Here is a 14,334-nt window from a genome sequence, read left to right on the forward strand (position 1 = left end):
AAACAAAATGTCTAACTAACACAAAACAAATTTATGGAATTAAAAACAATTAATGTCCGTTCGCTTTTGCGAAAACGGTTATTAAAGAGGATTATGAGAACATTTATCTTTTTACTTTGTACAACTGTTTTCAGTTTTAATACTAGCAATAGTTTAGCGCAGGAACGTGTTAAAATACAAGCAGATAAGACGGTAACAATTGATGAGGTTTTCGAAATGATAATGAATCAAACCAAGTATCGTTTTCTTTATTATGACAAACTATTTGAAAAGGAACCTAAAATTCAATTAAAAGAAGGTGATATTACTGTAGATCGTCTATTGCAAAAAAGCCTGTCTTCAGGTAACTACAGTGTAGTTTTAAGTGAAAATAATGTGATTCTCATTAAGAAAAAGGAAGATGATCAAAACATAAAAATCACAGGGAAAGTTATCGATGAGTCAGGTTTGCCTGTGCCTGGAGTTACAGTTTTGATTAAAGGAACATTTAAAGGCACTGCCACAGATTTTGATGGCTCTTATAGCATTGTTGTTCCGAATTCAGAGAATATATTAGTTTTCTCTGCCTTAGGTTTTGAAACAAAAGAAATTAAAGTAGGAAAGGAAAAAACAATCAACATAACCTTAAAGGAATCTATCAAGGAATTAGAAGAGGTTTTAATCTCGACTGGATATCAAAATATTTCAAAAGAACGTGCTACTGGATCGTTTTCTGTTATAGAGTCTGAAGATTTACAAAGAATACCTGGATCTAATGCCATTATGAAACTCGAGGGGCAAGTAGCAGGGTTACAAATAGACCTTTTAGAATCTGATAATACATTTGTTTATGGTAATTTATTACCAGAAACAGAAGGTAATACAAGTTATAATTTTAGAATTCGTGGGCAATCTACCTACCAAGCTGAAGATATGCCTTTGGTGGTTTTAGATGGTGCTCCAACAGAATTGGATATTAGAACAATTAACCCTAACGATATAGAAAAAATTACATTTCTAAAAGATGCAGCAGCAGCTTCTATTTATGGAGCGAGAGCAGCAAATGGGGTAATTGTTATCGATACAAAAAAAGGTGAAACGGGAAAAACAAATATTAGCTATTCTCAAAGTTATACGTTTTCTTCAAGACCTTCATTATCAGGTTTGCCGTTAATGAATTCGTCTCAAATATTAGATTTAGAGCAAGAATTGGTAGATAACTATTTTATTTTTGATCCAACGGGTTCAAGTAGTATTTATAATGCTTCGCCTATTAGTAAAGGCGTTGATATTATGTTTCAAGCACAACGAGGAGAAATTACTGCAGAAGAAAAGGAGACTGCATTGGATGTTTTAAGAAATAGATATACTTATGGGCAGGTTGAAGATTATTTATTACAAGCATCAGAGGCTACTACACACGACCTGTCTCTAAGCGGTGGCCAAGGTGATTATAATTATTTTACGTCTGTTGCATTTTCAAAAGAAAAAACACAATCTAAAGGTACAGAAGGAAAACGCTTTACTTTAACGGCTAATCAAAACTTTAAACTGTTTAAATATGCGAAGGTAAGTACAAGTTTAAGAGGCTCGTTTTTCGACTATAAACAAAATGGTTTAGGTTTAAATCCTTTAGCTTCAAGTCTAACTACATTATTGCCATACGATCAAATAGTTGACGATAATGGTAATTCAGTAGATTACTATAACGCCTTTTATAAGGATTTTTCTCAAAATTTAGAGGCACAGGGATATTTGCCCTGGACCTATAATTATATTGATGAACTAGAAAATAGTGATCGTCCGGTTAAGGAAGAAAATTATTCGGCCAATATTTCTGTAACCTTACCATTATTGAAGGGCCTTAATGCTGTTGGAACTTACTTTACAGAACGTTCTTATTTAGATAATTCAAACTATTATAATGAAAATACCATCTATAATAGAAACTTGATTAATTCGGCTACTACTATTGATGCAAACACAGGGGAATTAGTTGTAGGTATTCCACAAGGTGGCATTTTTCAAAGAAATAAATATATTAGGAATAGTTATACTGGTCGAGGTCAGTTAAATTACAATACCACAATACAGGGTAATCATGCTATTGATGCCATAGCTGGTATTGAGTTCAGACAAACAAGGGAGCAAACCGAAGGAGGAAAGTTGTTTGGATATAATGAACAAACACAAACGTCTATAGATCTACCTTCTTCAACGTACATATCGATTTATGGGTGGGACACTTCAATTTCATATGGTAATGAAAAAAAGGATTTTAGACGTCGATTTTTATCTTATTATGGAAATGCTGCATATTCTTATAAAAACAAGTATACGGTTTCAGGAAGTGTTCGTTTAGACGATTACAACAACTTTGGACTTGATAAAAAGTACCGAAGAACACCTTTATGGTCTACAGGTGCTAAATGGGATATTTATAAAGAAAGATTTTTAGAGAATGCAGATTTTGTAAATAGTTTGAGTTTTAGAATGTCTTATGGGTATAATGGAAATATTAGTTTAACAACATACCCGTTTACAAATATTTCATTAGCTGATAGCGATTATAATTTATCTAACTTACCTTATGCTTCTATTTCTGCAGCAGCTAATCCTGCGTTACGTTGGGAGAAAACAGGTATTTTAAATTTTGGATTAGACTTTTCATTATTTAACAGTCGATTAAATGGTACTGTGGAATACTATAAAAAGAAAAGTGAAGATTTAATTCAGGACTTTCCAGTTTCAGAATTCTATGGATTACCAAATAATTCTTTAACAAGAAATACAGCAACTTTAGAAAGTAATGGTATCGATTTAAACCTAAATGGAACCATTTTAAGAACAAAAGATTTTAGCTTAAATTCTGGTTTTGTGCTATCCTACAATAAAAATGAAGTAACAGATTCTAGATATGAAAGCTATGCTAATTACCTAAATGGAACAGGAAGTACACCTCCAATTAAAGGGTACAGTTTAAATAGTATGTTTGCCTTTAGGTCGGCAGGGTTAGACGAATTTGGGGCAACCTTAGTTTATGATAAGGACGGGAATACTGTAGATGCCAATACCGTTTTAACCGATATTGAAGACATGAAGTATATGGGGAGTAGAACACCTAACTATTATGGAAGCTTCAATACCACCATTAATTATAAAAAGTGGTCGTTATATGCATTAGCGACGTATAAGTTTGATTACGTCTTGTTCAAGCCTGGCTTCAATAGTGTGGTATCTAGATGGGGTACTTTTAATGGCTATGATTTAAGTGCTGAATTGGCAAACCGTTGGAGACAAGCCGGAGATGAATTAACCACAACTGTTCCAGGACTTCAAGGAACTGGGGGATATAGTTTTGGACGTTATATGTTTGGAAGCGATAGAGTTATTGATGGCGATCATATAAGATTGAGAGAGGTAGCTTTAAGTTACGATTTGTCTGATGTTTTATCCAAGACCTTTATAAAAGGTGCTAGTTTATCGTTTACAGCAAGAAACTTAGGACTTATTTGGAGTAAGAATAAGGATGGTATAGATCCAGATTTCTTACCATATACAACAGGTCAGATTAAATTACCACCAACAGCCATGTATTCATTAGGGCTTAATGTAAACTTTTAATTTTTGGAGATGAAAAAATATTTAATTTATATATATACAATAGCAGTAGGTTTAGGTTTAACCAGTTGCGACGATTATGTTGATATTAAAACTGAAGGCAAATTAGTGCCGGAAGAGACCATCAACTATAGGTACCTATTAAACAATACCTACAGTTTCGATAGATCGAATGCATTAATAGATTTGATGTCTGATGATATAGCGATAAGAGATGGACACGCCCAGTATTTCGAAAATTACTACGGAACAAGTTCATACTATCGTCCATATAAAGAAGTATATAAATGGGCAGATTCTATTTATTACGCAGGAGAATCAGATTATACCTTAAATACAATGTATTCAGCATTATATCTGTCAAATGTTGTTATTTCTGAAGTTATGAATAGTAATGGAGGAACTGAATTAGAAAAAGCAGCTTTAAAAGGAGAGGCTTTAGTACATCGTGCATTTGTTTTTTTAGAGTTAGTAAATCTATATGGAAAAGCTTATGACGTTAGTAGTTCAGCAACAGATCCAGGTATCCCAATGTTTACGGAACCAACTGTTGAAGAAGAAATAATAAGAACTCCTGTTGAAGATGTATACAATCAAATTGTTTCAGATTTAGAAGAAGCTATTGCTTCAGGAATGGTAGATAAGCAAACCGGAAGAAACATAGCGTTTCCTTCTTTATCATCAGCCTTCGCTTTATTGGCAAGAACATATTTGTATATGGGCAATTACACTGAAGCATTAAAAAATGCAGAAGCAGCATTAGACATTAATAGTTCATTAATCAATTTAGAAGATTATGAAAATGCTTATGATTATTCTTTTTTTAAACGATACGAAGATCCTGAGTTAATGCTGTCTAAGCAAAGCAGCACATCATATATTTACTCACCTACGCTATTGTCTTTAAGTGATGAGGTGTTAAATTTATTTGATTCCGGAGATTTAAGATATACGATGTTTACACGTCCAATAGGCGATATGACCTGGGGGGCATTTTCAGGAGGTAGAGCGTTTTGTAGAGAAATATTAACAGGAGAAGCCAGAAATGCAGGGCCTACGGTACCAGAAATGATGTTAATTAAAGCAGAGTGTCTGGCAAGAGCAAATGATACAGAATCGGCAATGCAAACTATAAATACATTACGAATGAAGCGATTTAAGGCTGCTGATTATGTTGATTTAACGGCTACCGATTCAGAAGATGCTTTATTGAAAGTTTTAGAAGAGCGCAGACGCGAACTTATGGGTAAAGGCGGATTCCGTTGGTTTGACTTAAAGCGCCTTAACAAAGATGTGCGTTTTGCCAAAACCATTACACATAAGTATTTAGATCAGACTTTTACTCTAGAGCCAGAAGGTAATCGTTATCAGTTTCCATTTGCATCTACATTATTTAATTATGCTCCAAATTTAGAGCAAAACCCTTAATCATTTTATCAATAGGCACCCGTTTTAGTCGGCGGGTGCTTTAAAATTCAAATTCATGCGATTAATAACAATGTTTTTAATAGGTATGTTAACTGTTTGTACCTCAGTTTTTGGACAAACTTTTAATATTACTCCAAAATTTCCAAATCCTGGCGATCAAATAACAATTTCATATAATACTAGGCAAACGGTATTGAATGACAAAGAAGAAATTTATGGTCGGGTATATTTATTTGTAAAAGACCAATGGCAGGTTAAAGATTTAATTCTTCTGGAGCAATCAGAAGGTGTATGGGAAGCTTCTATAATTTTACCAGAACAAACAGCGCTAATAACTTGTGTTTTTGAAGCGGACGGTGTTGTTGATAATGGAGGTAAATTGACTTATACTTGGATGTTAGATAGAGAGCCTTTAAGTCGTTATGCTTGGGCACTCTTAAGAAGTCCAGATTTTCAATACGAAACGCCTAAAATTGCTGATAGTTTAGCGATGATTGACCGTGAGGTTACGATGATGTGGATTAATAATGAAATGCAGTTTCATCCAGAGAGCAGACTTGATGTGTTTTATGCAGGGTTAAAACTGCGTAAAATTATGGAGCCAAATATGCCTTTGGATCGAATTAAGAAGGAAGTAAATTTTTTATTATCGAAAAAACTCAATAAGGTTCAGCAATATAAGCTTCAAAATACTTTGGAATTATTGCCTAAGCAAGAAGAAAAAGCATATTTAGATTCGGTTCAAAGTGTGCTATTAAAAACTTATCCAAGTGGTGTATTGGCAAGAGATAAAAGTATTCTGAAAATGTTTAGAGAACCAAATTTAGAAAAGAAAATAAAGGATTTTAAAGTGTTTGAAAATCAATTTCCTAATGAACAATTTAAAGATATTTATACAGATGTTGAGGCCATGTATTACGATAAGACCTATAAAGCTGTTGCCTATACTCATATAACCAAATACAACGACTTTAACTTTATTTTTGATAACATTCAAGATGCAAGTTTTTACACGGTTTTAGATTATGCCTGGCATTTAGTTTCCATTCCTCATAATCGTGAGACTATGGCATTAGATAGTTTGTTAATGTTTTCTCGTAAAATTTTCCCGGAATTAGAGAAGAGAGAGCATATTATTCCAAAAGAGTTTCAAGGTAAGTTATCACCAAATCAATGGAAACAAAATGCCTTAGAGTTGTCTTCAAAAGAGTATTTAACCTATGCAAAAATATTGGAAGACACAAAAAACTATGAAGAGGCAGAGAAGTTTGTTGATAAAATTAAATCTATATACGAATACAAAGATTCAGATTATAATGATTTGTATGCAAGACAACTGATTAGAAGAGGGGAAAAAGACCAGGCTATAAGTTTTATTGAAGCATGTGTTAAAGAAAATAATACTACCCCTGAAATGTTAGAAGTGCTAAGGTCAGATTTTAATAGTCAAAAATATAGCATTTCTTTTGATGAATATATTTCAAATCTAAAATCGAAAGGTTTAGCATTTGAAGAGCATAAAACTAAAGTTATTTCTGAGATTATAAATAAACCTATCGAAGGTTTTAAGTTAGAAAGTATGAATGGAAGCTTAGTTAAACTAAGCAAACAAAAAGGGAAAATAGTTGTTATTGATATGTGGGCTACTTGGTGTGCGCCATGTAAAAAAGCAATGCCAGGAATGCAAATGGTGGTAAACAAGTATGCTAACGACAAAAACGTACAATTTTACTTTTTAGACACTCAGGAATTCGATAAAAATTATAAACAAAAAGTACGCGAATTTATTAAAGAAAAGCAATATAGTTTTAATGTTCTTTTTGATGCTAAAAACCCTGAAACAGGGAAATTAGATAATACTTATTCTAAATATGCCAAAGCATTTCATTTTTCTGGTATACCTCAAAAAATGATTATCGATGCCAAAGGTAATTTAAGATGGCGATCTACTGGCTATATGGGAAGCCCGAGCGAATTAGCCGATGAAATATCAATTGTTATAGAGTATTTAAAAAACGAAAAATAGAATATGCATTTTCATAAGTCATTACTGGTTTTAATATTTGGTTGTTTTTTTATTTCAGGTTATTCTCAAAATATTTGGCAAGCGCAACATAACTCTAAACGTTATGTTGTTAAGGTAAATAATAATGTTGTTGTAAATGACACAATATATCTATCTGTTTTGGAGCAGGGTTATGAAAATATTCCTTTGGTAATAAAACAAGATGGAGATAGTCTTTCTGCAGATAATGATTCTTACGGATTTAAGCTAAAAATGCTAGTATTGAATAATTTTGGTAAAAGCACACTTCAGCCTTATAATACGACACCTTTCAGTTTAAATTTTAAAAAGGTAGATTCAGTTCAGCCACTATACTTTCCACAACATCCTAAAAAGCCATATCCATATGTTGTTGAAGATGTTAAGTTTAACGGAAACTCAACGGGCTTAACCTATGGGGCAACGTTAACATTACCCAAAGGAAAGAAAAAATATCCGTTAGCGGTTTTGATTTCTGGTACTGGCCAACACGATCGAGATTATTCATATTCAGGACATCATTTTTTTACCGTTTTGGCAGATTATTTGGCGAGAAAGGGGATTGCTTCTTTTAGAGTTGACGATAGAGGAATTGGTGAAACAACTGGTGATTTTAGTTTAGCAACTACTCTCGATTTTGCTAACGATGTAAGCGAGGCCATAAATTATTTGAGGAAACGAAATGATATCGATAACTCATTATTAGGACTTATTGGGCACAGTGAAGGTGGTATGGTTGCTTCTATTGAAACGTCAAGAAACAAAGAAGTGAAATATGTGATTAGCTTATCTGGTGTTGCGGTTAATGGTTTGAAAATGTTGGAGTTGCAGAATGCTGAAATTTTAAAAGGACTCCATAAGTCCGATGGGTTGTTGAATAAGCATATGGAACTGTTTAATGAGATGTTTCAAACCGTTTACGATTCAAAAAAAGATGATAGTTTAGAATTGAAACTAGAGCATACTGTTGGTAATTGGAAACAAAAACAAGAAAAAGGCACTATTGAAGCTCTTAACTTACATGATGGTCGAGATATGAACTTAATTTACCGTTATGCAAGAACAGCTAAAACCAATTGGTACAGATATATGATCCATTATAACCCAGAAGAATTTTTATCTAAAATAGAAGTCCCTGTTTTAGCATTAAACGGTGAAATGGATATCATGGTGTTGGCAAAAGAGAATTTAAATGGATTTAAAAAATATTTGCCTAAATCAACCGATTTAACAACTAAAATATATCCATCACTAAACCATATGTATCAGCATTGTGTATCATGTACAAATGAAGAAATACCGGAATTAGATGAGGTGTTTTCTCAAGTGGTTCTTAATGATATCGCAAAATGGATTAAGCAACACAATAAATAGATTTGATTATAACAAAAGCAGCAATAAGACTGCTTTTGTTGTTTAAAATAGGTTGCAGTTAATATTTTAACACTAATGCATACACTCTCGAATATAGCTTAAATCTCTAGAAATATGGCCTTCAATAGTTTTAATTGGAATATTTAATTTTTCTGCCACTTCAGAATATTTCAATCCTGAAATTTTATTTTATAGAAATACTTCTTTACTTCTTTCAAGTAAATTGTTAATAAAGGTTTTTAGCTTTTTTAATTGCGTTTGACTTTGATTTTCATCTGTTTCTGATGCTAAAATTAGAGCTGTATAATAATAGTTTGAGAGCAAATTGTTATTCTTCTTTAACTCTCTGTAATTGACCCTTAAAGTAATTTACAGTTTTCTTAAAAGGAAAGAACAAAACACGGAAAAATATATTTTAATTAAGTGGCAAGATTATATGAATTAATTTGGCATTTTTTAAAATTAAGATTTTATGATTAAGTTTAAAACTTAATGAGTTTTGTTAGATGTTCAGTATTAAATTATTATTTCAATAATATTTTCTTTTTCGAAGAATCAAATAAGATAAAAAGAATACTGTTAGTTTTATCTCCTACTGATTTCCGTAAAATTTTAAAGGCCTTTGTCATATTTGCTTCAACAGCCTTAATGGAAACATTAAGATATTCAGATATTTCAATATTTGTTAGACCATCTCTTTTACTTAAAAGGAAAGTTTGTTTACATTTTTTAGGCAAGTTTTCTATTTCTTGCTTTACTAATAAGATTAATTTTTCAAGTGATTTTTCATGATCTTCTTCAATAATTGTACTTAAACCTTCAATGTATTTTTTTTCCAATTCAAGAACTTTTCTTCTTTTTCTATGATGATCTATGAATTCATTGTAAACAGATTTGTATAAGAGGTTTTTGAAGTTAAAACTAGGGTTTAAGTCTTCTCTTCTTTTCCAAATACTAATAAAAACATTTTGGACAATATCTTTAGCTATATCATCGTCATGACATAAGCTAAATGCATAAATACAAAGTTTATGATGAAAATGATCCACTAAAAAACTATAAGCTTTTGCTTCTCCTTGTTTTAATGCGTTAATAAGATCTGAATTTTCGTAAATATGGTTATTCATATCAAATTCGTAATTAGTTAGTTGGTTGTTTGTGCAATTTATAAAAAAATACTAAAAAAATTAGGGTTATGTAATTGAGCATCGTAATTAAATAAAAAGGTAGTAAAAAATGGTGCCAAAAGAAACTGAAAATATAATTGTTAAATTTTTAACATATCAGTGTTCGTCAAACGAACTGGATTATTTGGAAGATTGGTTACAAGATTCAGGTAATTATGAACTGTTCTTAGCTTATGTTAAAATTAATTATTCAGTGGACTATAATTTAAAATCATTTGAAAAGACTGAAGTTAGGGATAGTCTATTAAGTTTAATTGATGACGATAAAAAACTTAAAGAAAGTAAGGTAGTTAAGCTAAAAATAATAAATAACCTTATTAAGGTTTCGTCAGCTGCAATAATTATCGGAGTATTGGCTACTGCTTACATGTTTAAAGAAAAGTTGTTTAATTATGAAAGGGAAGAACCGGTTATAGTTAATTCTTTTATTGAACCAGGGACAGATAAAGCAACTCTAACCCTTGAGGATGGTTCTGAAATTGAGTTGAATAAAGGTGAAGAATTTGTGTTGCAAAATGTAAATAGTAATGGAGAAGAAATTATTTATGAAGATAAAGGCAGTAAAGATTTAAAGTATAATATTTTAACAGTACCTAGAGGAGGACAGTTTCAAATAACTCTGTCTGACGGTACGAAAGTGTGGTTAAATTCTGAATCTCAATTAAAATATCCTGTAGCCTTTTTAAAGGGAAACACACGAACAGTAGAATTGGTTTATGGAGAAGCTTACTTTGATGTGACTTCCAGTGAAAGAAATGGTGGGGATGATTTTAAAGTATACCAAAATGATCAAGAAGTTCATGTTTTGGGAACAGAATTCAATATTAAAGCTTATAGAGAAGAAGCAAATATATACACTACATTAGTAGAGGGAGAAATTGAATTAAGCGTAGATGATAAAATTCAACATGTAGCACCTAATCAACAAGTGAAACTTAATGTCTTAAATCGGGATGTTAAATTGGCAGAGGTTGATGTTGCCAGTCTCATTTCATGGAAAGAAGGTGTATTTAGTTTTGAAGATATGTCTTTACAGGAAATCATGGTTGTATTGTCTAGATGGTACGATATGGATGTTGTTTTTGAAAATGAAGCTATAAAATCAGAGGAGTTTATGGGGGTGCTATTTAAAGACAGAGATATTAAAGAAATTTTAAAATCAATTAAAAATTCAGGAGTAATAAATGATTATAAATTTAATGAAAAGAAGCTAATACTAAACTAAAATAAGAAAAGAGGGAAGAAGTTTTGAAATTTCGCGGTCTCCAAACAACATCCCTCTGCAAACATTAATTAAACAATTGTCTAACTAACATTAAGCTAAATTATGAAAATTAATTTTATTAAGTGCCGTTTTAAAATCCAAAAGCGGCTGCTACTAATTATTATGAGAACTTTTTTAATTCTATTTTGTACTACTGTTTTCAGTCTCAATTCAGAAATTACTTTTTCGCAAGAAAAAATTTCTATAGATAAAGATCAGTGGGTTTCTGTAAGTCAAGTTTTCAAAATAATTAAAAAACAAACCGATTACAGTTTTATTTATCCTAAGCGCTTATTTGAAAATGCACCCAAAATACGTTTAGAAAAAGGGGAAGTAGAAATTTCAGAATTGTTAAACCAGGTTTTTTCATTCAGTCATGTTCAGTATGAATTGGTTGATAACAATTTAATTTTAACAGAGGCCTCTGTTGATAGCGATTTAGGTAATAATATTATTCAAGGTGTTGAGGTTTCCGGATCTGTTGTTGATGAAGAAGGAATGCCTTTGCCTGGTGTGAACGTTTTAGAAAAAGGGGTTTCGAATGGAACGGTAACAGACTTTAGTGGAAGATTTGTGATAAATGTAAACTCTGAAGCCGTTTTAGAATTTACTTATATAGGTTACAAAAAGGAAGAAGTAAAGGTTACTAAAACAACAACCTTAAATATTGTCCTAAAGCAGGAGGTTTCTGTTTTGGATGATATTGTTGTTGTGGCTTACGGATCATTAGATAAAAGTAAAGTTACGGGGTCTGTACAAAAAGTAGACGGTGAAGATTTAAAGGAGCTTCCGGTGTCTCAGGTAACACAGAAATTACAAGGGCGTTTGACAGGTGTTCAAATACAGCAAACTACTGGAATACCCGGTGCTGGTCTTTCGGTACGTGTTAGAGGGCAGGCGTCCATTTCAGCTGGTAGTGATCCTTTATATGTTGTTGATGGCTTTCCTATTACTGGAGATATTGCAAATTTAAATCCGGATGAAATAGAAAGTATCTCGGTATTAAAAGATGCATCTGCAACTTCACTTTACGGTTCAAGGGCAGCAAATGGGGTTGTACTAGTTACAACAAAACGAGGAAAGGGAAAAGGCGCTTTGTCCTTTAGTATGTATTCTGGTATTCAGCAGATACCGGATAAAGGTAAGCCAGACATGCTTAATGCTACTGAATTCGCTCAATTTAAAAAGGAAATTTTTGAAGCTAGGGGGCAAGCCGTCCCTGAGGCTTATCAAACGCCTGAAGAATATGGAAAAGGAACTGATTGGTTTGATGTTATAACAAGAACAGCACCAGTTCAGAACTATAGTTTGTCATATAGTAGTGGAACAGATAAATTAAAAGCTTCGGTAGTCGGAGGATTTTTTAATCAACAAGGCGTACTGTTGAATTCAGAGTTTAAAAGGTTTTCTTTAAGAGCTAATTTAGATTATGAAGTTAGCGATCGCTTCAAAGTCGGTTTTAATGTTGCTCCAACTTTTACTACAAGGAAATCACCACAAACAGATGGCGTATGGTATCAAACGGGAGGTATTATTCAAGGAGCTTTGCTAACCAATCCTATTTATGATTATATTAATTCAGATGGTTCTACACCATATGGTTTACCGGGATGGGATAATGAGTTTTTTGTTAACGGAGTTGTTCCTATGCCTAACTGGTATCATCAAATTCATGCTGTTAAAAATACAAGTAAAAATCTAGGTGTTCTTTCAAATGCCTTTTTAGAAGCAGAGATTGTACCAAATTTAACCTATAAAATTATGACTGGTATTGATATAGGTAACTCTGTGAGTGATTATTTTAGTCCTTCAACAGCAGGCGGTGTATTTAATCCAGGTAACCCTAACGATCCTTCAAGAATTAATGCAGGTCATTCAAATAATTATGGGTATTCCTGGATTTTAGAAAATACGCTAAAGTATGATGTAAACTTAGGTGATCATGACTTTGAAGTACTAGGAGGTTATACCACACAAGCTGCGCAAGGTGAAAGTGGAACAATGTCAGGCACCGGTTTTCCTGATAATCGTATAGAAACTTTAAATGCTGCAACTACAATTACAGGTAGTACAGATATTCAAGAATGGAGCTTGGCTTCTGTTTTAGGTCGTGTGAAATATAGCTTTAAAGATAAATATTTATTAACCGCATCGTATCGAGCAGATGGTTCCTCTAAATTTGGTAAAGCCAAGAGATGGGGTAATTTTCCTTCTATTGCTGGAGGGTGGATCGTGACTAAAGAAAACTTTATGGCGAATATTCCAGAAATCTCATTTTTAAAACTTAGAGGTAGTTATGGAGTAACAGGTAATAATAATGTTGGAAATTACACACAATATGCCTCGGTGGTATCTACCAATTATCCTATAAATAATGTTTTATTTGGTGGAAAAAGTTTAGCAGGATTAGATAATTCTGAACTAGGTTGGGAGCGAACAGGACAGTTAGACTTAGGTTTAGAGTTAGGACTGTTTGATAATCGTATTAATCTTTCATATGATTATTATGAAAAGAAGACTACAGATTTATTATATACTGTTGAAATTCCTATTTCCTCGGGGTTCTATAACTATGCTACAAATATTGGAGACTTTAAGTTTTGGGGACATGAATTTGCCTTAGATACTAAGAATTTTGAAGGTGAATTTAAGTGGAATACTAATTTTAATATTGCTTTTAACAAAAATGAAGTTTTAAAATTAGGAGTAGATAATGCACCTGTTAGAGGTGAGTATACAATTACCGAAGTAGGTAAGCCAATGGGGCAACTGTATGGTTTACAGGCTGACGGATTATTTCGAAATCAAGAAGAGTTTGATGAAGGAGCAAAACACACAGGTGCAGCTGTTGGAACTATTCGATTTGTAGATCAAAATGAAGATGGTCAGGTAACTAATGACGAGAGGGACTTTACATATTTAGGAGATACTAATCCAGATTTTATTTACGGTATAACAAATACGTTTAAATATAAAAATTTCGATTTGTCCGTCGTGATGCAAGGGTCACAAGGAAATAAAATAGTTAATGTAATTGAAAGGTTTACAGGAAATCTTGATGGATCTTTTAACGTAAATAGAGGGGTTTTAGATAGATGGAGATCTGAAAACGATCCTGGAGCTGGTCGTTACGGTACAGTGGCTGCAGGAACAACAGGGCCTGAACGAGATTGGTTTAGTTCAAAATTGGTTTACGATGCATCTTATTTGACTATTAAAAACATCACTTTAGGATATAATTTTCCAACATCAAATATCAGTTTTTTATCAAATTTCAGAGTTTACGCAAGTGTGCAACAGGCATTTGTGTTTACAAAGTATCCTGGGGCAAACCCAGAAGTGTCTTCTGCAGGAGGGTTATTCTCTGGAGCAGATAGAACGGCTTACCCAATACCGAGAACATTCACTTTGGGTTTAAATGTGTCACTTTAATAATT

General features: G+C 32.6%; 7 protein-coding genes. 6 read left to right on the plus strand and 1 reads right to left on the minus strand.

Annotated features, from left to right (window positions below; all coding sequences use genetic code 11):
* Window positions 1-93 precede the first annotated feature (93 nt).
* The 4 genes from NO995_RS14850 to NO995_RS14865 are packed head-to-tail and all read left to right on the plus strand — an operon-like array spanning window position 94 to window position 8,446.
* Window positions 94-3,603 carry a SusC/RagA family TonB-linked outer membrane protein gene (locus tag NO995_RS14850; protein ID WP_258228180.1) on the plus strand — a complete coding sequence of 1,170 codons (3,510 nt, stop codon included), beginning with the start codon at window positions 94-96 and terminating at the stop codon, window positions 3,601-3,603.
* A 9-nt stretch (window positions 3,604-3,612) separates the two neighbouring features.
* A complete protein-coding gene (locus tag NO995_RS14855) occupies window positions 3,613-5,028 on the plus strand; it encodes a RagB/SusD family nutrient uptake outer membrane protein (protein WP_258228181.1) in 1,416 nt (471 codons plus the stop codon).
* A gap of 55 nt (window positions 5,029-5,083) precedes the next feature.
* Window positions 5,084-7,054, plus strand: a complete 1,971-nt coding sequence (locus tag NO995_RS14860; RefSeq protein ID WP_258228182.1) for a TlpA disulfide reductase family protein — start codon at window positions 5,084-5,086, stop codon at window positions 7,052-7,054.
* 3 nt (window positions 7,055-7,057) lie between these two features.
* Window positions 7,058-8,446, plus strand: coding sequence for an alpha/beta fold hydrolase (locus NO995_RS14865; protein WP_258228183.1), 1,389 nt, complete (start codon window positions 7,058-7,060; stop codon window positions 8,444-8,446).
* 524 nt (window positions 8,447-8,970) lie between these two features.
* Here NO995_RS14865 and NO995_RS14870 read toward each other — a convergent pair.
* On the minus strand, window positions 8,971-9,573 hold the full coding sequence (locus NO995_RS14870) for an RNA polymerase sigma factor (protein WP_258228184.1): 603 nt from the start codon (window positions 9,571-9,573) through the stop codon (window positions 8,971-8,973).
* A 109-nt stretch (window positions 9,574-9,682) separates the two neighbouring features.
* Here NO995_RS14870 and NO995_RS14875 point away from each other — a divergent pair, with 109 nt between their 5' ends.
* Both NO995_RS14875 and NO995_RS14880 read left to right on the plus strand, forming a co-directional pair.
* On the plus strand, window positions 9,683-10,858 hold the full coding sequence (locus NO995_RS14875) for a FecR family protein (protein WP_258228185.1): 1,176 nt from the start codon (window positions 9,683-9,685) through the stop codon (window positions 10,856-10,858).
* 162 nt (window positions 10,859-11,020) lie between these two features.
* Complete coding sequence (locus tag NO995_RS14880; RefSeq protein ID WP_258228186.1) at window positions 11,021-14,329, plus strand: TonB-dependent receptor; 3,309 nt, start codon at window positions 11,021-11,023, stop codon at window positions 14,327-14,329.
* The last annotated feature ends 5 nt before the right edge of the window (window positions 14,330-14,334 follow it).

This window comes from Aestuariibaculum sp. M13, from assembly GCF_024723255.1.
In the GTDB taxonomy this organism is placed as follows: domain Bacteria; phylum Bacteroidota; class Bacteroidia; order Flavobacteriales; family Flavobacteriaceae; genus Aestuariibaculum; species Aestuariibaculum lutulentum.